The 18,854-nt window shown below is 65.0% G+C and carries 20 protein-coding genes; 4 read left to right on the top strand and 16 right to left on the bottom strand.

The genetic code is table 11. The features are described from left to right. Positions 1-9: 9 nt before the first annotated feature. The 6 genes from CEW88_RS02485 to CEW88_RS02460 all read right to left on the bottom strand — a co-directional run bounded on the left by CEW88_RS02485 (position 10) and on the right by CEW88_RS02460 (position 3,841). Positions 10-474 carry a PTS sugar transporter subunit IIA gene (locus CEW88_RS02485; RefSeq protein ID WP_108964527.1) on the bottom strand — a complete coding sequence of 155 codons (465 nt, stop codon included), beginning with the start codon at positions 472-474 and terminating at the stop codon, positions 10-12. A gap of 54 nt (positions 475-528) precedes the next feature. After that, positions 529-1,095, bottom strand: coding sequence for a ribosome hibernation-promoting factor, HPF/YfiA family (gene hpf / locus CEW88_RS02480; RefSeq protein ID WP_108964526.1), 567 nt, complete (start codon positions 1,093-1,095; stop codon positions 529-531). Positions 1,096-1,345: 250 nt separating this feature from the next. Beyond that, the gene (lptB, locus tag CEW88_RS02475) at positions 1,346-2,104 is read right to left on the bottom strand and encodes an LPS export ABC transporter ATP-binding protein (protein WP_108964525.1); all 759 of its coding nucleotides are present in this window, start codon (positions 2,102-2,104) and stop codon (positions 1,346-1,348) included. After that, positions 2,104-2,616 carry an LptA/OstA family protein gene (locus CEW88_RS02470; RefSeq protein ID WP_108964524.1) on the bottom strand — a complete coding sequence of 171 codons (513 nt, stop codon included), beginning with the start codon at positions 2,614-2,616 and terminating at the stop codon, positions 2,104-2,106. The genes lptB and CEW88_RS02470 overlap by 1 nt, the downstream gene beginning before the upstream one ends. Before the next feature lie 7 nt (positions 2,617-2,623). Further along, positions 2,624-3,223, bottom strand: a complete 600-nt coding sequence (lptC, locus tag CEW88_RS02465; RefSeq protein WP_108964523.1) for an LPS export ABC transporter periplasmic protein LptC — start codon at positions 3,221-3,223, stop codon at positions 2,624-2,626. Between the two features lie 3 nt (positions 3,224-3,226). Next, positions 3,227-3,841: a ribonuclease D gene (locus CEW88_RS02460; RefSeq protein ID WP_108964522.1), complete on the bottom strand. Its 615-nt coding sequence runs from the start codon at positions 3,839-3,841 to the stop codon at positions 3,227-3,229. 880 nt (positions 3,842-4,721) lie between these two features. Between CEW88_RS02460 and CEW88_RS02455 the strand changes: the two genes are divergently transcribed. Further along, entirely contained in the window at positions 4,722-5,414 is a 693-nt protein-coding gene (locus tag CEW88_RS02455; RefSeq protein ID WP_254694424.1) for a sugar transferase, read from the top strand. A 125-nt stretch (positions 5,415-5,539) separates the two neighbouring features. Here CEW88_RS02455 and CEW88_RS02450 read toward each other — a convergent pair whose 3' ends face one another. Both CEW88_RS02450 and CEW88_RS02445 read right to left on the bottom strand, forming a co-directional pair. Then, the gene (locus CEW88_RS02450; protein WP_108964520.1) at positions 5,540-6,190 is read right to left on the bottom strand and encodes an OmpA family protein; all 651 of its coding nucleotides are present in this window, start codon (positions 6,188-6,190) and stop codon (positions 5,540-5,542) included. Positions 6,191-6,314: 124 nt separating this feature from the next. Then, positions 6,315-7,172: a methylated-DNA--[protein]-cysteine S-methyltransferase gene (locus CEW88_RS02445; RefSeq protein WP_108964519.1), complete on the bottom strand. Its 858-nt coding sequence runs from the start codon at positions 7,170-7,172 to the stop codon at positions 6,315-6,317. A gap of 153 nt (positions 7,173-7,325) precedes the next feature. On the opposite strand from CEW88_RS02445, the gene nth reads away from it, so the two are divergent. Together nth and CEW88_RS02435 are read left to right on the top strand one after the other, a co-directional pair. After that, entirely contained in the window at positions 7,326-7,970 is a 645-nt protein-coding gene (nth, locus tag CEW88_RS02440; protein ID WP_108964518.1) for an endonuclease III, read from the top strand. Further along, complete coding sequence (locus CEW88_RS02435; RefSeq protein ID WP_108964517.1) at positions 7,967-8,956, top strand: adenosine kinase; 990 nt, start codon at positions 7,967-7,969, stop codon at positions 8,954-8,956. The genes nth and CEW88_RS02435 overlap by 4 nt, the downstream gene beginning before the upstream one ends. An 83-nt stretch (positions 8,957-9,039) precedes the next feature. Here the strand turns inward: CEW88_RS02435 and polA are convergent, their stop codons facing one another. Both polA and mbfA read right to left on the bottom strand, forming a co-directional pair. Further along, positions 9,040-11,853 (bottom strand): DNA polymerase I, encoded by a 2,814-nt coding sequence (polA, locus tag CEW88_RS02430; RefSeq protein ID WP_108964516.1) that lies wholly within the window; start codon positions 11,851-11,853, stop codon positions 9,040-9,042. 154 nt (positions 11,854-12,007) lie between these two features. Beyond that, the gene (mbfA, locus tag CEW88_RS02425; RefSeq protein ID WP_108964515.1) at positions 12,008-12,982 is read right to left on the bottom strand and encodes an iron exporter MbfA; all 975 of its coding nucleotides are present in this window, start codon (positions 12,980-12,982) and stop codon (positions 12,008-12,010) included. Positions 12,983-13,133: 151 nt separating this feature from the next. Between mbfA and CEW88_RS02420 the strand changes: the two genes are divergently transcribed. Then, a complete protein-coding gene (locus CEW88_RS02420; RefSeq protein ID WP_108964514.1) occupies positions 13,134-13,751 on the top strand; it encodes a TetR/AcrR family transcriptional regulator in 618 nt (205 codons plus the stop codon). Positions 13,752-13,758: 7 nt separating this feature from the next. Here the strand turns inward: CEW88_RS02420 and CEW88_RS02415 are convergent, their stop codons facing one another. The 6 genes from CEW88_RS02415 to CEW88_RS02390 form a co-directional block, all read right to left on the bottom strand. Next, positions 13,759-14,466 (bottom strand): NYN domain-containing protein, encoded by a 708-nt coding sequence (locus CEW88_RS02415; protein WP_108964513.1) that lies wholly within the window; start codon positions 14,464-14,466, stop codon positions 13,759-13,761. A 25-nt stretch (positions 14,467-14,491) separates the two neighbouring features. Beyond that, positions 14,492-14,995: a GNAT family N-acetyltransferase gene (locus CEW88_RS02410; protein ID WP_108964512.1), complete on the bottom strand. Its 504-nt coding sequence runs from the start codon at positions 14,993-14,995 to the stop codon at positions 14,492-14,494. Beyond that, positions 14,995-15,762, bottom strand: a complete 768-nt coding sequence (locus tag CEW88_RS02405; RefSeq protein WP_108964511.1) for a potassium channel family protein — start codon at positions 15,760-15,762, stop codon at positions 14,995-14,997. The genes CEW88_RS02410 and CEW88_RS02405 overlap by 1 nt, the downstream gene beginning before the upstream one ends. 103 nt (positions 15,763-15,865) lie before the next feature. Then, positions 15,866-16,996, bottom strand: coding sequence for an S-(hydroxymethyl)glutathione dehydrogenase/class III alcohol dehydrogenase (locus tag CEW88_RS02400; RefSeq protein WP_108964510.1), 1,131 nt, complete (start codon positions 16,994-16,996; stop codon positions 15,866-15,868). 234 nt (positions 16,997-17,230) lie between these two features. Next, on the bottom strand, positions 17,231-17,656 hold the full coding sequence (gene rplQ, locus CEW88_RS02395) for a 50S ribosomal protein L17 (RefSeq protein ID WP_108964509.1): 426 nt from the start codon (positions 17,654-17,656) through the stop codon (positions 17,231-17,233). A gap of 116 nt (positions 17,657-17,772) precedes the next feature. Further along, positions 17,773-18,789 carry a DNA-directed RNA polymerase subunit alpha gene (locus tag CEW88_RS02390; RefSeq protein WP_095881762.1) on the bottom strand — a complete coding sequence of 339 codons (1,017 nt, stop codon included), beginning with the start codon at positions 18,787-18,789 and terminating at the stop codon, positions 17,773-17,775. Positions 18,790-18,854: the final 65 nt, after the last annotated feature.

Below are 18,854 nucleotides of genomic sequence, written 5' to 3'. Positions count from 1 at the left end.
CTGTCCAGCTCAGGCCGCCTGCGACGAGCGGTCCTCGGTCAGCACAGCGTAGAGCGTCGACGGATCGGGGTTCGCCCGCAGCTTGGTGCAGAGCGCCGCGTCGCGCAGCGAACGCGACACCAGCGCCAGTGCCTTCAGGTGCTCCACGCCCGCGTCTTCCGGCGCGAAGAGAGCAAAGACGATGTCCACCGGTTGCCGGTCCACCGCCTCGAATTCGACGGGTTTATCCAACAGGATGAACACGCCGTGCACCCGGTCGATACCGGTGATACGGGCATGCGGCAGCGCCACGCCGTGGCCCACACCAGTGGGTCCGAGGCTTTCGCGCTCCATCAGAGCCTCCACGGCCGAGGCCGCGTGAATGCCATAGGCGGATTCGGCCAGCTCAGCGATGTCATGCATCAGCCGCTTCTTGCTGCTTGCCGCCCCGACGACCTTCACGGCCTGCGGTTTCAGGAGTTCAAGAAAGGTCATTGACCGCCCTTTACTGTCTGCTCGAAGGCGCCGATCCACCGACTGCCCCATCCCTTACGGATCGATCCAGCCGATATTGCCGTCTTCACGCCGATAAACGACGTTCACGCCATCCTTCTTATCATTGCGGAAGACCAGCACGGGAGCTCCGGCCAGTTCCATCTGCATAACGGCTTCGCCGACGGTCAGAGAGGGAATCTTGGTTTCCATCTCAGCCACGATGATCGGCTGCAGCGTGTCGGGCTCGTCGTAGTCCTGCGAGTCCTCTTCGCGGGCGAGGATATACGAGGCCGCGTTGTGGAGTTCAACGGGCTCCGCGCGATCCTTGTGATGGTCCTTCAGCCGCCGCTTGTAGCGACGCAGCTGCTTGTCGATCTTTTCGCCGCAGCCGTCGAAGGCAGAGTAGATCTCGGTCGCCTTGTCCTTGGCCGAGGTGGTCAGCCCTGTAGAGAGGTGAACCGTGACCTCGCAGACATATTCATGCGCACTCTTGGAAAAGGTGATAGTCGCATCGGTCGGACGCCCGGAGTACTTGCCAAACACCGTGCCAAGCTCTTGTTTGACATGGGTTTGAAGTGCGTCGCCGATATCGATCTGCTTTCCTGTGATCTGATAGCGCATCTTTGTTCCTTCTCTCTTTGGATCCGTTCGCATCCAGCCCTAGGGCTGCCTCAGATGTGGTGCGGATCAGGGGTGACGCAAGCCCGCTGCAGAATGGATCCGGGGGTCCCTCTCCTCAGGGGACGCGAGTTCCGGAGCTGCAGAATAACGGTGCGTCATACACTCATTTGAGGTCAGCAGCCCCCGATTTGTCAATGATCTGTCGCGAACGGGTGAGCCCATGATAGGCGGATTCGCTCGGAGAATCGCGTCAGCTGATGCGGAAATTCTCACCAAGGTAAACGCGGCGCACGTTTTCGTTTTGCACCACCTCGGCCGGCGTGCCCGACATGAGCACATGCCCGTCGTGCAGGATGTAGGCCCGGTCGACGATCTCGAGCGTCTCGCGAACGTTATGGTCGGTGATCAGCACGCCAATGCCGCGCTTCTTCAGATCGGCCACGAGATGCCGGATGTCGCCGACGCTGATCGGGTCGACACCGGCGAAGGGTTCGTCGAGCAGCAGGTACTTGGGGTTGGCTGCGAGGCAGCGGGCAATCTCGACCCGGCGCCGCTCGCCGCCCGACAGCGCCAGCGACGGCGCGCGGCGCAGATGCTCGATCGAGAAACTGCCGAGCAACTCCTCGAGCCGCTCGCGACGGCGGTGGCGATCGCTCTCGGCGATATCGAGCACCGCGGCGATGTTGTCCTCGACCGAGAGGCCGCGGAAGATCGACTTCTCCTGCGGCAGGTAGCCGATGCCGAGCCGCGCGCGGCGGTACATCGGCAGGTAGGTCACGTCGCGCCCGTCAATGGTGACCTGCCCGCCCTCGGGGTTCACAAGGCCGGCGATGGAATAAAAGGTCGTGGTCTTGCCGGAGCCGTTTGGCCCGAGCAGCGCGACGACCTCGCCGCGGTCGAGCTTGAGTGAGACGTCGCGGATGACCGTGCGCTTGCGGTAGCTCTTGCGCAGGTGATCGATCCGCAGGCCGTGGCTGCCTTCGGTGACGGTGAGCGTCGGGCGGGCCATTAGTTCTGTCCCTGCCCGCTGCCGTCCTGATTGATCACCGTCTTCACCCGCCCGGCCATCTGCGCCGTGCCGTTTGTCAGGTTCACCACCATGCGCTCGGACGTCAGCGCGTTGCCGCCCTGTGTCAGCAGGACATTGCCGGACATCACCACGGTGCCGCCATCAATGTCGTAATCGGCGCGTTCGGCCTCGGCGGCTTCCTCGCCGCTGACCAGCGTGACACCGCCGCTGGCCTCCATGCGCTGGATCCGACCCTGGCCGCCGTCCTGTCCCTCGGCATAGACCACCAGCACCCGCGGCGCGGCGAGGCGCATCTCGCCCTGTCCGATGACAACATTGCCAGTATAGAGCGCGGTGCCGTCGGTCTGGTTGACCTCGAGCTGATCGGCGGTGACCTCGACCGGCGCGCTGGTGTCCTGCGTCATGCCGCCAAAGGCCACCTGCGTGCCCTGGGCAGCGGCAAGCCCGCTCCAGGCGAAGAGGGCAATCATCAGGGCGACACTGCGGACCATCGGGATCTCACTTCTTTTTCGGATCGTATATCAGCTTCACGCCATCGGTGAAAAGCAGTTGCACGTCATCGGTTTCGCCGGAAGAGGTGATTTTGAGCCGACCGGCAGTGAAACGGCCGGCCGGCCCTTCTCCGCTGACCGGAGCCAGCGTCTCCGCCTCGATCCGGTCGAGCGCCGTGCGCATCTTCTCGGTGACCATCTCGTAGCCCGCGGAACTGGTGATGCGGACGCTCTTCTGCAGCAGTGCGCCCTTCTCCTCCTCGCGGATCGTGGCGAGGTCGGCGTCGAGCGTCAGATGGCTGCCGTCGGTCATGTCCATTGTGGCGGAAAAGCCATCCGCCTCCAGTTCACCCTCGCGTTTGCCCGTTGGGCGGAGGCGCTGTGCGGTCATGGTGATGGCATCGCCGCGCGCCGTGGTCCCGGCGTATTGCGGCGCCATCACCACTTCCGAATCCGGCACGCTGCCCTCGGCGAAGGGCAGATCCTGCGAAGTCTGCGAGCCGCGCGACAGCAGGAACAGCGTCGAAAGCGACGCCAACGCCACCAGCGGAAGGAGCAGCTTCAGCCAGGCGATCAGCCGTGAGTATGTGTCCCCGCGCTGCACCATCGGTCAGACATGGGCAAAGATGTCAGTGTCCGGCCAGCCGGCGAGGTCGAGCTTCGCACGGGTCGGCAGGAACTCGAAACAGGCCTGGGCGATCTCGCGGCGCCCCTCGCGCTCCAGCATCGCGTCCAGAACCGCGCGCAGGCGGTGCAGGTGCAGCACGTCCGAGGCGGCATAGTCGAGTTGCGCGGGCTTGAGCTCGGCGGCACCCCAGTCGCTCGACTGCTGCTGCTTCGAGATGTCGACCCCGAGCAATTCATGCGTGAGGTTCTTCAGCCCGTGGCGGTCTGTATAGGTGCGCACCAGCCGGCTGGCGATCTTGGTGCAATAGACCGGTGCGGCCAGAGCGCCGAAGGCATGGTACATGGCGGCGATGTCGAAGCGGCCGAAGTGGAAGAGCTTCAGCACCTGTGGATCCTCGAGCAGGCGGCAGAGGTTCGGCGCCTCGGTCTGTCCACGGGCGATCTGCACGAGATGGGCCTCGCCGTCGCCGCCAGAGAGCTGTACCACGCAGAGCCGGTCCCGTTGCGGGTTGAGCCCCATGGTCTCGCAGTCGATGGCCACGGCCGGACCAAGATCAAGCCCGTCCGGCAGATCCCCCTGATAAAGATGGTTCGCCATGACGGCCCTTTCGCTTGCAACTCACCCGCACGCCCGCACATAGGCCCGAGCCCGGCGCCATGCAACTGCGCGTGGCAAGGCAGGACCGCCATACTCCCCGTCCGCATCCATCAAATTATGACATAAATTGCGCTTTCTGAGGCAGATTTTCGGCGAACCCGCGGTGTGATTCGGACCTAAACCTCTCGTGAAGCATACGCTTGTAACATTTCGTGAGCGACTCCACTCACCCCCTGCGTGTCGCACCGATCCACCCAGTCCACAGGCCGCTCAATAGCTCGCTCCGTGTGACACTGCGGAACACGGCGTGACACGCCATGCGGAAATGTTTCGGGTTCAGAACCGCGCCGCGACGGGACAGCGGCCGGAACATGCGCAGTTGTTGCAACAGTCCGTCTTGAGGACGCAGATTGTCCAGGGCTTGCGCGCACCCCAGCACACGCGGGAGCGAAAACTGTTTCCGACTGCGGGATGATAAACCGGTCACTACGCCGCCGCTCCAGACTCGCCCAGCGCGTCTTGCGGGCGTCTCCCGTCTTGCCCGGCGCAGCCCTGCCCATCCGCGCCCGGACCCTACCCATTCGTCCCCGAGTTGCACTCCAAAGGTTGCGTTGACGCGTACGGCAGGCGGATGCATAACCAGTCCTGTCGGTCGAGCGCCTTATTTCGGCCACATGTCGGCACTGGGGGTTGGTGCTTCCACTTTTGGGAGTGTTTGCGAGTTTGCTGAAGGTCTTTCGGAACTAACACTCGGACATGATCGGGAACCTGCGTCTCGTATTGCCACCTGGCAATGCGCCGGTTCCGTGCATGCCGAGCCTCGGCCGAAGAGCCCCACCGCCTTGCAGCGCTTCCGTCGATGACCCTCGAGGAGGTCGAATTGACGACGCATGTTTCTCTGCCGCGCAGTGCGGTGCTCGAACTCGAGACTCTGATCGACGAAACGCTGTCGGGCGCGCCGCGTCACATCGCCTACCGCTCCCTGTTCAAGCGCCTGCTCGACGTGACCCTCGTCCTGCTGCTCGCGCTGCCTGCGCTCCTCGTTGTGCTGATCTGCGCCGCCCTCATCGCGCGGGACGGTCACTCACCCATTTACCTGCAGAAGCGCGTGGGGCGGAATGGCAGCATCTTCCACATGTGGAAGCTGCGCTCGATGGTCCCCGATGCCGACCGGCTTCTCGAAGCGCATCTGCGCTCCAATCCGCAGGCCCGCATGGAATGGGAGTTCGCCCAGAAGCTGCGGAACGACCCCCGGATCACCCCGGTCGGGCGGATCATCCGCAAAAGCTCGATCGATGAGCTGCCGCAGCTGTGGAACGTGCTGCGCGGTGACATGTCGCTGGTGGGTCCGCGTCCGATGATGGTCGAGCAGCGGGCGATCTATCCGGGCACTGCCTATTACGCGCTGCGCCCCGGCATCACCGGCTTCTGGCAGACGTCTGTGCGCAACGAGGCCAGCTTCACCGAACGTGCCCGTTTCGACACCGACTACCTGCGCGACGTCTCGCTGGTCACCGACCTGAAGCTGCTGCTGCGGACGGCGAAGGTGGTCTGGGTCGGCACCGGCTGCTGACCCTCTGCCCGACGACAGCGCAAAGCCCGCGCCCCGGCGCGGGCTTTTGCTTTGCGACGCGCACCGAAAAAGGGCGCCCCGGTCTCCCGGAGCGCCCTTCGCGATTGCACGCTGTGCTGCGCGGATCAGCCGTTCGGCAGGATGACGATCTCGACGCGGCGGTTCTGCTGCTTGCCTTCCGGCGTCAGGTTCGACGCGATCGGCTGGTCTTCACCGCGACCAATAGCCTGCACGCGGTACGACGGCACGCCCTGCTGCATCAGCAGCGCGGCCACCGAAGATGCTCGGCGCTGCGAGAGCGACTGGTTGTAGGCGGCTGCGCCGTCGCTGTCAGTGTGGCCGATCACCTGCACGGAGGTGTTCGGGTACTCGAGCAGGCTGCGGCCGACGGTAGCGATATCGCCCTGCAGGTCGGGGCGCAGCGAGGCGCTGTCGGTGGCGAACAGGATGTCCTGCGGCATGGTCACGATCAGGCGGTCACCGGTGTTGGTGATGCCAACATTGTTGCCCAGCTGCTGGCGCAGAGCCGCTTCCTGCTTGTCGAGATTGTTGCCAATGAGGCCGCCGGCGATGGCGCCCGCAGCCGCACCGGCCAGAGCGTTCTTCACCGCATCGTCGTTGTTGCCGCCGATGGCGCGGCCGGCGACGGCGCCGCCGAGCGCGCCGATCATCACGCCGTTCTTCGCCTGGCGGTTGGGGTCGTTGACGTCAGTACAGGCGGTCAGCGCCATGGCTGCTGCAAGCGTCAGGAAAACTGTGGTCTTTGCCCGGAACATGTAATGCCTCGTGTCATTTGCCCAAACTGGGTGTGCCCCAGTTATAGTGCGCCGCGCCGTTTCGCCAATGGCCGTCCGCGCACAATGTTGGCAAGTCTCCGCCCATGGCTGCAACATCCCCTGCTCAGAGCGCGCGCTCTTCCGCCTCGAGCCGCGCCGACTCCCAGGCGAGAATCGCCCGCTTGACCGGCAGGCCCCAGTGATAGCCCCCCAGCCCGCCCGACTTGCGCAGCGCCCGGTGGCAGGGGATCAGCCACGAGACCGGGTTGCGCCCCACTGCCGTGCCCACGGCACGCACCGCGCGCGGACTACCGATGGCCTCGGCGATCTCCGAATAGCTGGTGACATGGCCCGAGGGGATGCGCATCAGCGCCTCCCAGACCTTGATCTGGAAGGGCGCGCCGATGAGATAGATCGGGACCTCGCCCTGCTGCTGCACCCCGAAGGCGGCTAGCACCCAGGGTCGCAAGAACATCGGGTCCTCGATGAACTCGGCTTTGGGCCAGCGGGCGAGCAGGTCGCGGAAGGTCTCTTCCTCTCCTGCATCGGCGGCAAACGCCATGCCGCAGATGCCCTTCTCTGTGCCCATGGCGAGCGCCGGGCCGAACGGGCTCTCGAACCAGCCCCAGAAGATCGTCAGCCCTTGCCCTCCCCGGGCGAACTCGCCGGGGCTCATCGCCTCCCAGCGCAGGAAGAGGTCATGCAGCCGCCCGCCGCCCGAGAGCCCCGCCGCATGCGCGGTCTCCAGCGTCGAAAAGCGTTCCGACAGCAACGCCTTTGCATGGCCGAGCGCGAGATACTGTTGGAACCGCTTCGGCGAGACCCCCGCCCACCGCGAAAAGAGGCGCTGGAAATGCGCCGGGCTCATGTCCATCTCGTCGGCCAGCCGCTCGAGCGTCATTTGCGGGCCGCCCGCGTCGATCAGTTCGATCGCCCGGCGCATGACGTGGAAGTGGTAGCCCTGCTGTGCAAGCTCGCCCATCGCGGCCTCCTATGCTCTCACCTCTGGAATAGCGGGAAACGGGCGTATCGCGCGACCCGAATGTTGCGCAAGCGGCGCGGGCACCGCAGGCGTATTTGTCAAAGGGAAGACGCCGGACTTGCGGCACGGAGCCCGGCGTTGCATAGCTCAAACATGGCCAAGCAGCTCGATTATCACACGATCCGCGAGATCTTCACCCGCTTTCACGCCTCCGAACCGGAGCCGAAGGGGGAGCTCGATCACGTCAACGCCTACACGCTGGTTGTGGCCGTGGCGCTCTCTGCGCAGGCGACCGACGCTGGCGTGAACCGTGCCACGCACGCGCTGTTCAAGATCGCCGACACGCCCGAGAAGATGCTCGCCTTGGGCGAAGAGGCCCTGACCCAGCACATCAAGACCATCGGGCTTTACCGCAACAAGGCCAAGAACGTCATGAAGCTGTCGAAGATCCTCGTCGAGGACTACGGCGGCGAGGTGCCCTGCTCGCGCGCCGCGCTGGAGAGCCTGCCGGGCGTCGGGCGCAAGACCGCCAACGTCGTGCTCAACATGTGGTGGCACTACCCGGCGCAGGCGGTGGACACGCATATCTTCCGCTTCGGCAATCGCTCGGGCGTCTGTCCGGGCAAGGACGTGGTCGCTGTCGAGCGCGCCATCGAAGACAATATCCCCGTGGATTTCCAGCAGCATGCGCATCACTGGATGATTCTGCACGGGCGCTACACCTGCGTCGCTCGCAAGCCCAAATGCGGGGCCTGCCTGATCCGCGACCTCTGCCAGTTCGAGGAAAAGACCCTATGAAGAAGTACCAGGTTGTCGGAATCGGCAACGCCATCGTCGATGTTCTGACGCGGGCCGATGACTCGTTTCTCGAGCACATGGGCATCACCAAGGGCATCATGCAGCTGATCGAGCGCGAGCGCGCCGAACTGCTTTACGGCGCAATGGACGGGCGCGTGCAGGCCCCCGGCGGCTCGGTCGCGAACACGCTCGCAGGCCTCGGCAATCTCGGGCTGCGCACCGCCTTCATCGGCCGCGTGCATGACGACGCGCTGGGGCGCTTCTACGCCGAGGCGATGGAGAAGGACGGCACCGCCTTCGTCAACCCGCCGGTGCCCGGCGGCGAGCTGCCGACCTCGCGCTCGATGATCTTCGTGTCCCCGGACGGCGAGCGCTCGATGAACACCTACCTCGGCATCTCGGCCGAGCTGGGGCCGGAAGATGTGGATGAGGCGGTCGCCGCCGAGGCCGAGATCGTCTTCCTCGAGGGCTATCTCTTCGACAAGGACAAGGGCAAGGAGGCCTTTATCCGGCTCGCCCGCGCCTGCCGCGCGGCGGGGGGCAAGGCCGGCATCGCCATCTCGGATCCGTTCTGCGTCGAACGCCACCGCGAGGACTTCCTGCAGCTCATCGAGCACGAGATGGACTACGTGATCGGCAACGAGGCCGAGATCCGCTCGCTCTATCAGGACAACTCGCTGGAGGCAGACCTGGAGCGAGTCGCGGCGATCTGCCCGCTGGTGATCTGCACCCGCTCGGGGGATGGGGTGACCATCGTCAAGGACGGCGTCCGCACCGATGTGCCCGTGACAAAGATCGTTCCTGTCGACGCAACCGGCGCGGGTGATCAGTTCGCCGCGGGCTTCCTCTACGGCCTCGCGACGGGCACCGACATGCTGACCGCGGGTCGCATGGGCACCGTGGCCGCGACCGAGGTGATCACCCACATGGGACCGCGCCCCGAGGCCAGCCTGCCCGAGCTGTTCAAACAGGCCGGGCTGCTCTGAGCCCCCTGCCCGGAAGCTGCCGCTGAAACCAGAAACGGCGTCCCCGCGGGGACGCCGTTTTTCTTTGCCGCGATGACCGGGGCTCAGTGCGCCTCGGCCCAGTTCTTGCCCTGCCCGGCGTCCACCACCAAGGGCACGTCGAGCTTCACCACCGGCTCGGCGGCACCTTCCATGACCTCGCGCGCGGTGGCGATCAGCTTGTCGACCCCCTCCTCGGCAACCTCGAAGATCAGTTCGTCGTGGACCTGCAGCAGCATCTTGGCGGGCTGGCCCTCGATCGCTGCGGGCATGCGGATCATCGCCCGCCGGATGATATCCGCCGCCGTGCCCTGGATCGGGGCGTTGATCGCCGCACGGCGGGCAAACCCGGCGTGCGGGCCCTTGGCGTTGATCTCGGGCGTGTGGATCACCCGGCCGAAGAGCGTCTCGACCCGGTCATGTTCCTTGGCGAAGGCGATGGTGTCGTCCATGTAGGTCTTGATGCCCGGGAAGCGCTCGAAATAGCGGTCGATGAAGGCCTGCGCCTCGCCACGCGGGATCCGCAGGTTGCGGGCAAGACCAAAGCCAGAGATGCCGTAGATGACGCCGAAGTTGATTGCCTTGGCGCGGCGGCGCACCTCAGAGGTCATCTCCTCCATCGGCACGCCGAACATCTCGGACGCGGTCATCGCGTGGATGTCCTGCCCGTCGCGGAACGCCTGCTTCAGCGCGTCGATATCGGCCATATGCGCGAGGATGCGCAGCTCGATCTGGCTGTAGTCGAGCGAGACGATGACCTTGCCCTCGGGCGCCACAAACGCCTCGCGGATGCGCCGCCCCTCTTCCGAGCGGACCGGGATGTTCTGCAGGTTCGGCTCGGTCGAGGCGAGACGGCCGGTGTTGGCCCCGGCGATGGAATAGGAGGTGTGCACCCGGCCGGTCTCGGGGTTGATGTGCTCCTGCAGCGCATCCGTATAGGTCGACTTCAGCTTCTGCAGCTGGCGGTAGTCCAGCACGAGGGCGGCGAAGTCATGCTCGGTCGCCAGATCCTCCAGCACCTCGGCGGGTGTCGACCAGGCGCCGGTCTTGGTCTTCTTGCCGCCCTCGAGCCCCATCTCGGCAAAGAGGATCTCGCCCACCTGCGCCGGGGAGTTGACGTTGAACGAATGCCCCGCCAGCTCGTGCAGCTCGGCCTCCAGCCCTGCCATCTTCTGGGCAAAGGCGGTGGACATGCGCGACAGCGTGTTCCGATCCACCTGCACGCCGGCAAGCTCCATCTCGGCCAGCACCGGCACCAGCGGGCGCTCGGTGCCCTCGTAGACGCGGGTGACACGGGACTGGTGCAGCCTCGGCTTCAGCAGCTTCCACAGGCGCAGGGTGATGTCGGCGTCTTCGGCGGCGTATTTCACCGCGTCCTCGATCGGCACCCGGTCGAAGGTGATCATCTTCTTGCCCGAGCCGAGCAGGTCCTTGATCGGGATCGGCACGTGGCCGAGGTAGCGCTCGGACAGTGCATCCATGCCGTGATTGTGCAGCCCGGCGTTCAGCGCATAAGAGATCAGCATGGTGTCGTCGATCGGCGCGACGCCGATGCCGTAGCGCGACAGCACCTTGGCATCATATTTCATGTTCTGGCCGATCTTCATCACCGCCGGGTCTTCCAGCAGCGGCTTGAGCAGGTCGAGCGCCTCGTTCATCGGCATCTGCCCCTCGGCGAGATCGTCCGAACCGAAGAGATCCGCCTCGCCGCCCGCCGCGCGGTGCGCCAGCGGGATATAGCAGGCCTGTCCCGGCTCGATGGCCAGCGAGATGCCGACCAGCTCGCAGGTCATTTCGTTGAGGCCCGTGGTCTCGGTGTCCACCGCCACCCAGCCGCGCTGGCGCGCCTGCGCGATCCAGGGCGTGAGGTCGGCGGCGCTTTTGACCCAAGTATAGTTGGCGGGGTCGATGGGCGGCATCTCGGGCGCATCCGCGGCTGCGGGCGCATTGGCCGGAGGAGCCTTGGCCTCGGTGATCACCGGCGCTTCGGCTCCGAGGGTGTTTGCGATGCGCTTTGTGAGGGTCGAGAATTCCATTGCGGCGAGGAAGGCGAGCAGCTTCTCGGGATCGGGATCCTGTACCTCGAGATCGTCCAGCGTGAAATCGAGCGGCGTGTCGCAGTCGAGCTGCACCAGCTTCTTCGACAGCTCGATCTGCGCGCGGTTCTCGACCAGCGTCTGGCGGCGCTTGGGCTGCTTGATCTCCTCGGCGCGGTCCAGAAGCTCCTCGAGCGACCCATACTCGTTGATCAGCAGCGCGGCGGTCTTGATGCCGATGCCTGGCGCGCCCGGCACGTTGTCGATAGAGTCCCCGGCCAGCGCCTGCACGTCGACCACCCGCTCCGGCCCAACGCCGAACTTCTCGATCACACCGTCGCGGTCGATGCGGCGGTTCTTCATCGCATCCAGCATTTCGACGCCGTCGCCGACCAGCTGCATGAGGTCCTTGTCCGAGGAGATGATCGTCACGCGCCCGCCCGCCTCGCGCGCCTGGCACGACAGCGTGGCGATGATGTCATCGGCCTCGTAGCCCTCGAGTTCCTTGCAGGCGATGTTGAAGGCGATCGTGGCCTCGCGGGTGAGCGGGATCTGCGGGCGCAGGTCCTCGGGCATCGCCTCGCGATTAGCCTTGTACTGATCGTAGAGGTCGTTGCGGAAGGTATGGCTGCCCTTGTCGAAGATCACCGCCACATGGGTCGGCGCATCGGGGCCGGAGCTGTCCTCGACGTATTTCTGCAGCATGTTGCAAAAGCCCGAGACAGCGCCGATGGGCAGCCCGTCGGATTTGCGCGTGAGCGGCGGCAGCGCGTGGTAGGCCCGGAAGATGAAGGCCGAACCGTCGATCAAATGCAGGTGGCAGCCTTTGCCGAACTGGGTCATGGTGGCGTCTCCTTGGCCTCGCGCTTTTGCAAGGGTTTGCCATGCGCGGGCGCGGGGTGCCAGAGGGGATCACCAGACGGGCACACGAGCGCCCCCCGCCGCGACGGCAAACCGGGCAGAAGAAGGCGCCACCCGAGCCGGGCAGACGCTGGGCTCAGCCGCTGCCGATCAGCACACCCGCAGCCAACACCAGCGCACCGCCGAGGACCACCTGCAGCGCGGCGCGCAGGAAGGGTGTTTCCATGTAGCGCTTCTGGATCCAGGCGATGGCCCAAAGCTCAAAGAACACGACGATCCAGGCGATGATCGTCGCAGTCCAGAAATGCGGGATGAGATAGGGAAGCGCGTGGCCGAGGCCCCCCACCGCGGTCATCACCCCCGAGGCCACACCGCGCTTCAGCGGCGAACCGCGGCCCGAAAGCTCGCCGTCGTCCGAGGCGGCCTCGGTGAAGCCCATGGAGATGCCGGCGCCAACCGAGGCGGCGAGGCCGACGAGGAATGTGGTCCAGGTGTCCTGCGTGGCGAAGGCGGTGGCGAAGATCGGCGCGAGGGTGGAGACCGAGCCATCCATCAGCCCCGCGAGCCCCGGCTGCACCCAGGTGAGCACGAACTGCCGGTGCGCCATGCGGTCCTCGGTGTCGCGCGCCGCGCCGTCGAGATGTTTCTCGATCAATTCTCCGGCGCGCTCCTCGTGACCGGCCTCGGCGGCAGCGAGATCGCCCAGCAGCTTGCGCGTGGCGGCGTCGCTGCTGCGCTTGGCGGCCTCGTGGTAGAAGCGCTCGGCCTCGCGCTCCATCGCCTCGGCCTCATCGCGGATGCGCTCGAGTGGCAGGTTCTGCACCAGCCAGACCGGTCGGCGCGCGTAGAAGCCGGCCACGTGCTCGCGCCGGATCAGCGGGATCACCTCGCCAAAGCGCATCCGGTGCAGGTTGATCAGCGCGCGGCGGTGGCCGTCCTCCTCTTCGGCCATGCCGTCGAAGATCGCCGCGGAGTCGGGGTATTCGGCGCGCAGCCGCTCGCCATAGGAGCGGTAGATCCGCGCGTCGTCCTCCTCCGAGGAAATCGCCAAGGCAAGCACCTCCTGTTCGCTCAGATCGCGGAAATGACGGCGCTGGGTGAAGAATCGCATGGGAAGCTCCGGCCTGTAATCACTTTAGAATGATTCCAATCTAAAGCGGTTTACGCCATGCGCAAGCGGCAGAATCTTCTTGGCCCGCGGCATGTTGCTTGCCTGAACTGAACTGCCCGGTTTAAACTCAGCCGGACAAAGGAGCTGCCTGATGGAGACCGAGACCGCTGGTGTGCGCCGCGGGCGCAAGTTCGAGCAGGTGCTGGAAGGCGCGCGCAGCATCTTCCTGCGCGACGGGTTCGAAGGGGCCAATGTGGATGACATCGCCCGCGCGGCGGGGGTCTCCAAGGCAACGCTTTACAGCTATTTCCCCGACAAGCGGCTGCTCTTCATGGAGATGGCCAGCCGGCAATGCGCGCTGCAGGCCGACGAGGCGATGCTGAAGATCGACCCCAGCCGCCCGCCCGCCGAGGTGCTGCCGCTGGTGGCGCGCAGCTTCCTGAAGTTCGTGCTCTCGGAGATGGGCCAGCGCATCTTTCGAATCTGCATCGCCGAGGCGGACCGCTTTCCCGACCTCGGGCGGCAGTTCTACCAGAGCGGGCCGATGACCATGCGCGGCAAGCTGGTCAGCTACCTTGCCACCGCGCGCGACCGCGGCGAGGTCGCCATCGACGACCTCGAACTCGCCGCCGACCAGTTCACCGAGCTCTGCAAGGCCAGCCTCTGGACCCGCTGCGTCTTCGGCGTGGCCAAGGCGCCCTGCGAGGCCGAGATCACCCGCACCGTCGACGGCGCAGTGGCGACCTTCCTCGCGCGCTACGGCGCCTGAGCGCCGGTCAGTCGAGCCGCCGCACAAGCATCTGGTTGCCCGGCCCGCGCTTGGTCTCGAAGACCTTGAGCTCGTCCACCAGATCCGAGAGCTTGCGCTTGCCGTAGCTGCGGGTGTCGAAATCGGGGTTGGCCGCGGTGATGAACTGGCCAAGCTGGCCGAGCGTGTACCAGTCGTCTTCCTGCTCGATCGCATCCATGGCGGTGAAGAAGAGATTGCGCGCATCCTCGAGGCTCCCGCTCTTCTGCGGCTTGATGCCCGCCGCCTTTTCCGGAGCGCTGTCGAGGTTCTCGAGAAAGATGAACCGCTTGCAGGCCTTGCGGAAGGCGTCTGGCGTTTTCTGCATGCCCATGCCGAAGACGTCGAGCCCCTGCTCGCGGATGCGGCTGGCGAGGCGGGTGAAATCGCTGTCCGAGCTGACCAGCACGAAGCCGTCGAAGCGGCCCGAGTGCATCAGGTCCATGGCATCGATCACCAGAGCGATGTCGCTGGCGTTCTTGCCCACGGTATTGGCCGGCTGGTGATGCGGCACCAGGCCGAACTCGGCGGCGATCTTCGACCAGCCCGCCATTTGCTGACTGGAAAAATCGCCGTAGCAGCGGCGCACGCTGGCCTCGCCGAGGCTGGCCAGTTCGTCGAAGATTGCCTTGGCATATTTGGGGGACGTGTTGTCCGCGTCGATCAGGACCGCAAGCAGGCGGGTGTCGTCTCGCATGGGATACTCCTCAGCGGGCTCAGCTTCAGCTGCCCGCAAGTGTCTTGTAAAGGACCAGCGCGTCAACGTCGCCCTGTGTCGGGTGATGGAAGGCGCCGGGAAGGCGACCGACGATCTCGAAGCCGGCGCGCAGCCAGGTGTCGATCGCGCGGGTGTTGGTCGAAACCACAAAGTTGAATTGCATGGCGCGGAACCCGAGGCTCGGTGCGATCTCGAGCGAATGCGCCAGCATCCGCCGCGCCACGCCGCGCCCGCGGGCCTCGGCCGCAGTGATATAGCCGCAGTTGCAGACGTGCGAGCCCCCGCCCTTCTGGTTGCGGACGATGTAATATGTGCCGAGCAGGCGCGCGCCGTCACTCATGACGAAGACGCGGCGTTCCGGGCCCGTCCAATAGGCGATCGCCGCCTCGCGCGAGATGTCGGCGTCGATGGCGTAGGTGTCGCCGGCGCGGAACACCGGCTCCAGCATCTGCCAGACCGCCTCGGCGTCGGAGGGGGCATAGGCGCGCAGCTCCAGCGTCTCGCTCATCAACTCTGTCCCTCGGTCTCGATGCGGATGATTTCGCCGCAGTGTTTGCAATGTATGGCGTCGGCGTCATGCAGGCGAAGCCCGCAGGTGTCGCAGGTCTTCTTCACCTTGATCGGCCGGAACAGCACCTGAGCAAGGCGCAGGAAAAGGGTCACGCCGCAGATCATCACCAGCACCGAGATGATCCGCCCCCAGGACCCGTCGAGCGTGATGTCGCCATAGCCGGTGGTGGTGAGCGTGGTGACGGTGAAATAGAGCGCGTCCGCGTAGTTGTTGATGTCCGGGTTGGTCCGGTACTGCGTGGCGTAGACAAGCCCGGTCATCACGAAGAGGAAGACCATCAGGTTCACCACCGCGATGAGCACATCCTCGTTCTGGCGGAAGAACCGGAAGTCTTCGCGCAGGCGCTTGCTGAGTTGGTAGGTGTGCAAGAGCCGCAGCGTTCGCAGCACCCGCAGGAAGCCCAGCCCCTCGCCCGCGAGAGGCGCAAGAAAGGAAATCATCGAGACCAGGTCGGCCAGGGTGGTCGGGCTGAGCAGGAAGCCGGTCTTCTTGGGCGCGATCCAGAGCCGGGCGAGGAAATCCGCGAGGATCACCAAGCCGAAGGCGACGTCGATGATCTCAACCACGCGGCCATGCGAGGTGAAGGAGGTGGCGATGACGAAGAGAACGGTGAAGATGTCGAAGCCGAGCAGCGCGTAGCGGAAGCGATGCGCCTCATCGCCGTCGCCCTCGTAGAGTTCCCTCAGCTTGTCGCGCAGGCCCATGTCCGCCGTCCCCTTCCGGTTCCTCGAAGCTATAGGGTGGCGCGGGACTCCCGGCAAGCCAAGCGCCCGCCGAGAGAAATTTCGTGCCGGTTGCCCGGATGGTTCAGTATTCCACCACCGCGCGGATCGACTTGCCCTCGTGCATCAGATCAAAGCCGTGGTTGATCTCGTCGAGGGTCAGCTTGTGGGTGATCATCGGGTCGATCTCGATCTTGCCGTCCATGTACCAGTCGACGAACTTCGGCACGTCGGTGCGGCCCTTGGCGCCGCCGAAGGCGGTGCCCTTCCACACCCGGCCGGTGACCAGCTGGAACGGCCGGGTCGAAATCTCGGCCCCCGCCGGCGCCACGCCGATGATCACCGACACGCCCCAGCCGCGGTGCGAGCATTCGAGCGCATCGCGCATCACCTTGACGTTGCCGGTGGCGTCGAAGGAGTAGTCCACGCCGCCGATCTGGTCCGCGCCGCGCTTGGTGAGGTTGACGATCTCCTGCGTGACCGAGCCCTCGATCTTCGACGGGTTGACGAAATGGGTCATGCCGAACTTCTTGGCCATCTCGGCCTTGGAGTCGTTGAGATCGACGCCGATGATCATGTCGGCCCCGGCCATGCGCAGGCCCTGGATCACGTTGAGCCCAATGCCGCCCAGCCCGAAGACCGCCGCGGTCGAACCGATCTCGACGCCGGCGGTGTTGATCACCGCGCCGATGCCGGTGGTGACGCCGCAGCCGATGTAGCAGATCTTGTCGAAGGGCGCGTCGTCGCGCACTTTCGCCAGCGCGATCTCGGGCATCACCGTGTGGTTGGCGAAGGTCGAGCAGCCCATGTAGTGATAGATCGGCGTGCCATCGAGCATCTTGAAGCGCGTGGTGCCGTCGGGCATCAGCCCCTGGCCTTGGGTGTTTCGGATCGCGGTGCAGAGGTTGGTCTTGCCCGACAGGCAGGACGGGCACTCGCGGCACTCGGGCGTGTAGAGCGGAATCACGTGATCGCCGGGCTTGAGCGTGGTGACGCCCTCGCCCACCTCGAGCACCACGCCCGCGCCCTCGTGGCCGAGGATCGAGGGAAACAGCCCCTCGGGATCAGCGCCCGAGCGGGTGAACTCGTCGGTGTGGCAAAGCCCGGTGGCCTTGATCTCGACAAGCACCTCGCCGGCCTTAGGCCCGTCGAGTTCCACGTCCATGATTTCGAGTGGTTTTCCGGCCTCGAGAGCCACGGCTGCACGGGTTCGCATGTCGATGTTCCTTGCTGCTAGGAGTGCGGTTGCCAGCACCTAGCTGTGCAATCCTCTCATTCGCAAGAGTTTTGGCAGCAAATGCGCTGCCATTCGAAGCAGACGGACCACAGCTGCCAATCCCTCAACTCGCCGAAACACGGCGAAGACCGAACTCGCAGCTTGCTCCCCCAAACGGAAAAGGGCCCCGCCGTTATCGGCAGGGCCCAGGTTCTCTCGCGAGGAGAGACAAATTTATTCGGCGTCTGCCAGAGCCTCTTCGGCTTCCAGGCGGGCCTTGTCGGCTGCGCCCTTGGCCGAGACGTCACGGTCGACGAACTCGATGATCGCCATCGGAGCCATGTCGCCATAACGGAAACCGGCTTTCAGGATGCGAAGGTAGCCGCCCTGGCGTTCTGCATAGCGCGGGCCGAGCACGTCGAAGAGCTTGGCAACGTGCATGTCCTGCTTGAGCTGCGCGGCAGCCTGACGGCGGGCGTGGATGTCACCGCGCTTGCCGAGGGTGACGAGCTTCTCCACCACGCGGCGGAGTTCTTTTGCCTTGGGCAGGGTGGTCTTGATCTGCTCATGCTCGATGAGCGAGCCGGCCATGTTTGCCCACAGCGCCTTGCGGTGCTCGTGGGTACGGTTCAGGCGGCGGTAACCTTTTGCGTGACGCATTTTCTATCTCCAGATACGTGTTTTGCTTTGTCCGGGATCCCATGCGTGCGGGACCCTCACCTTGGGGCGGAACGCCCTTGTGCGAAAGGCGGGGTTTCCCCCGCCCCTCGTTCGGCTCAGAACTGGTCTTCCAGTTTCTTCGCCAGATCTTCGATGTTGTCCGGCGGCCAATCCTCGACATCCATGCCGAGGTGCAGACCCATTCCAGACAGCACTTCCTTGATCTCGTTGAGCGACTTCCGGCCGAAGTTCGGAGTGCGGAGCATCTCGGCTTCGGTCTTCTGGATCAGATCGCCGATGTAGACGATGTTGTCGTTCTTGAGACAGTTCGCGGAGCGCACCGAGAGTTCCAGCTCGTCCACCTTCTTGAGGAGGAGCGGGTTGAACTCGAGACCGTCGTCGTCGTCCTGACGGCCGGCGGATTCGGGCTCTTCGAAGTTCACGAAGATCGACAGCTGGTCCTGCAGGATGCGGGCCGCAAAGGCGATCGCGTCCTCGGGCGTGACCGAACCATCGGTCTCGACCTTCATGGTCAGCTTGTCGTAGTCGAGAACCTGGCCCTCACGGGTCGGCTGCACGTCATAGGCCACCTTCTTGACCGGCGAGTAGATCGCGTCGATCGGGATGAGGCCGATGGGTGCATCTTCCGGCTTGTTCTTGTCAGCCGAAACGTAGCCCTTGCCGGTGTTGACGGTCAGTTCCACGTAGAAGTCCGCGCCCTCGTCGAGGTGGCAGATCACGTGGTCCTTGTTGAGAACGTCGATACCAGCGGTCTCGGTGATGTCGGCAGCCGTCACCACGCCCGGACCTTTTGCGGTCAGGGAGAGGCGCTTCGGGCCTTCGACTTCCATGCGGAGAGCCACGCCCTTGAGGTTGAGGATGATGTCGGTGACATCTTCCCGCACGCCGGCGACCGACGAAAACTCGTGCAGAACGTTGTCGATCTGCACAGAGGTGATTGCCGCACCCTGAAGGCTCGACAACAGGACCCGACGCAGCGCGTTGCCGAGGGTCAGGCCGAAGCCACGCTCGAGCGGTTCTGCGACGAGGGTCGCAACGCGGGTAGGATCGGCGCCGGGGCGAACCTCCAGCTGGGTCGGCTTGATAAGTTCAGCCCAGTTCTTGTGGATCATGCGTCCCTCCATTCCAGTCCGTGCCCCATGTCCAAAGGCGCGGACGCCCGAGGTTGAAATGACGA

The sequence above is a fragment of the Alloyangia pacifica genome (assembly GCF_003111685.1).
In the GTDB taxonomy this organism is placed as follows: Bacteria; Pseudomonadota; Alphaproteobacteria; order Rhodobacterales; family Rhodobacteraceae; genus Salipiger; species Salipiger pacificus_A.
Note: the sequence above shows the minus strand (reverse complement) of the source record. Positions and strands in the feature narration are given on the sequence as shown.

What these genes read in the sequence shown, in the direction of transcription:
- CEW88_RS02485 (WP_108964527.1), bottom strand. Translation starts at nt 474, where the DNA reads ATGACCTTTCTTGAACTCCTGAAACCGCAGGCCGTGAAGGTCGTCGGG.
- hpf (WP_108964526.1), bottom strand. Translation starts at nt 1,095, where the DNA reads ATGCGCTATCAGATCACAGGAAAGCAGATCGATATCGGCGACGCACTT.
- lptB (WP_108964525.1), bottom strand. Translation starts at nt 2,104, where the DNA reads ATGGCCCGCCCGACGCTCACCGTCACCGAAGGCAGCCACGGCCTGCGG.
- CEW88_RS02470 (WP_108964524.1), bottom strand. Translation starts at nt 2,616, where the DNA reads ATGGTCCGCAGTGTCGCCCTGATGATTGCCCTCTTCGCCTGGAGCGGG.
- lptC (WP_108964523.1), bottom strand. Translation starts at nt 3,223, where the DNA reads ATGGTGCAGCGCGGGGACACATACTCACGGCTGATCGCCTGGCTGAAG.
- CEW88_RS02460 (WP_108964522.1), bottom strand. Translation starts at nt 3,841, where the DNA reads ATGGCGAACCATCTTTATCAGGGGGATCTGCCGGACGGGCTTGATCTT.
- CEW88_RS02450 (WP_108964520.1), bottom strand. Translation starts at nt 6,190, where the DNA reads ATGTTCCGGGCAAAGACCACAGTTTTCCTGACGCTTGCAGCAGCCATG.
- CEW88_RS02445 (WP_108964519.1), bottom strand. Translation starts at nt 7,172, where the DNA reads ATGGGCGAGCTTGCACAGCAGGGCTACCACTTCCACGTCATGCGCCGG.
- nth (WP_108964518.1), top strand. Translation starts at nt 7,326, where the DNA reads ATGGCCAAGCAGCTCGATTATCACACGATCCGCGAGATCTTCACCCGC.
- CEW88_RS02435 (WP_108964517.1), top strand. Translation starts at nt 7,967, where the DNA reads ATGAAGAAGTACCAGGTTGTCGGAATCGGCAACGCCATCGTCGATGTT.
- polA (WP_108964516.1), bottom strand. Translation starts at nt 11,853, where the DNA reads ATGACCCAGTTCGGCAAAGGCTGCCACCTGCATTTGATCGACGGTTCG.
- mbfA (WP_108964515.1), bottom strand. Translation starts at nt 12,982, where the DNA reads ATGCGATTCTTCACCCAGCGCCGTCATTTCCGCGATCTGAGCGAACAG.
- CEW88_RS02420 (WP_108964514.1), top strand. Translation starts at nt 13,134, where the DNA reads ATGGAGACCGAGACCGCTGGTGTGCGCCGCGGGCGCAAGTTCGAGCAG.
- CEW88_RS02415 (WP_108964513.1), bottom strand. Translation starts at nt 14,466, where the DNA reads ATGCGAGACGACACCCGCCTGCTTGCGGTCCTGATCGACGCGGACAAC.
- CEW88_RS02410 (WP_108964512.1), bottom strand. Translation starts at nt 14,995, where the DNA reads ATGAGCGAGACGCTGGAGCTGCGCGCCTATGCCCCCTCCGACGCCGAG.
- CEW88_RS02405 (WP_108964511.1), bottom strand. Translation starts at nt 15,762, where the DNA reads ATGGGCCTGCGCGACAAGCTGAGGGAACTCTACGAGGGCGACGGCGAT.
- CEW88_RS02400 (WP_108964510.1), bottom strand. Translation starts at nt 16,996, where the DNA reads ATGCGAACCCGTGCAGCCGTGGCTCTCGAGGCCGGAAAACCACTCGAA.
- rplQ (WP_108964509.1), bottom strand. Translation starts at nt 17,656, where the DNA reads ATGCGTCACGCAAAAGGTTACCGCCGCCTGAACCGTACCCACGAGCAC.
- CEW88_RS02390 (WP_095881762.1), bottom strand. Translation starts at nt 18,789, where the DNA reads ATGATCCACAAGAACTGGGCTGAACTTATCAAGCCGACCCAGCTGGAG.